Raw genomic sequence first — 759 nt, 5'->3', positions numbered from 1 at the left:
TATTTATCAGGTTCTGTCGCAAACTGCTAGTAGCATGAATTTATAGTATAATTTTATCACAGATTTTATTTCAAAATACAAATGATAGATTTCACAGGTAGACACTTTACCAAATTATTGATACTTCAAGCAATCAGATGGTATTTATCATATCCATTGAGTTATAGACATGTAGAAGAACTAATGAAAGAGCGAGGAGTTAAAGTAGACCATAGCACAATCAATCGTTGGGTTATCAAATATGCTAAAGAATTAGAGATAGTCTTTAGCAATAGTTTTAGAAAATATGGTAGTTATATAAGTTGGAAGATGGATGAAACCTACCTTAAACTCAAAGGTAAAGATGTTTATTTATATAGAGCTATAGATAAACACGGAGATACTTTGGAGTTTATGGTTAGTGAAAAAAGAAATGAAAAAGCTGCACGTAAATTCTTTAAGAAAGCCATTGGTAGGCATGGTTTGCCAGAGAAAGTAAATGTAGATAAATCTGGTGCTAATGAGGCTGCATTACTGACTATCAATATCTACTTATTTGATAGCGTCCAAAAAAGTGTGTCTATAGCATGTCGAGTTTTGCATCCAAAATATCCTTAACTTTACAAAAAGCAGTCACTGGATATCTATAAGTTTTTTGTTCGAAGTCCATCAAACAAGCACAAATAAGATTCATCGCACTATCAGGATTAGGAAAAGAGTTTCTGATCTTAGTAGTTCTACGAATCTCCTTATTTAATCTCTCAATCCACTAATTGGAAT

Annotated in this window: 2 protein-coding genes; one reads left to right on the top strand and one right to left on the bottom strand. The window is 32.0% G+C overall.

Annotated features, from left to right (window positions below):
- Positions 1–81: 81 nt before the first annotated feature.
- Positions 82–597: an IS6 family transposase gene (locus F3D62_RS12515; protein WP_150468576.1), complete on the top strand. Its 516-nt coding sequence runs from the start codon at positions 82–84 to the stop codon at positions 595–597.
- On the opposite strand, the gene F3D62_RS12510 is transcribed toward F3D62_RS12515, so the two are convergent.
- On the bottom strand, positions 560–745 hold the full coding sequence (locus tag F3D62_RS12510) for a transposase (RefSeq protein WP_411961327.1): 186 nt from the start codon (positions 743–745) through the stop codon (positions 560–562). The two genes, F3D62_RS12515 and F3D62_RS12510, sit on opposite strands and share 38 nt — an antisense overlap.
- Positions 746–759: the final 14 nt, after the last annotated feature.

This window comes from Francisella sp. SYW-9 (assembly GCF_008711465.1).
Lineage (GTDB): Bacteria > Pseudomonadota > Gammaproteobacteria > Francisellales > Francisellaceae > Francisella.
Note: the sequence above shows the minus strand (reverse complement) of the source record. Positions and strands in the feature narration are given on the sequence as shown.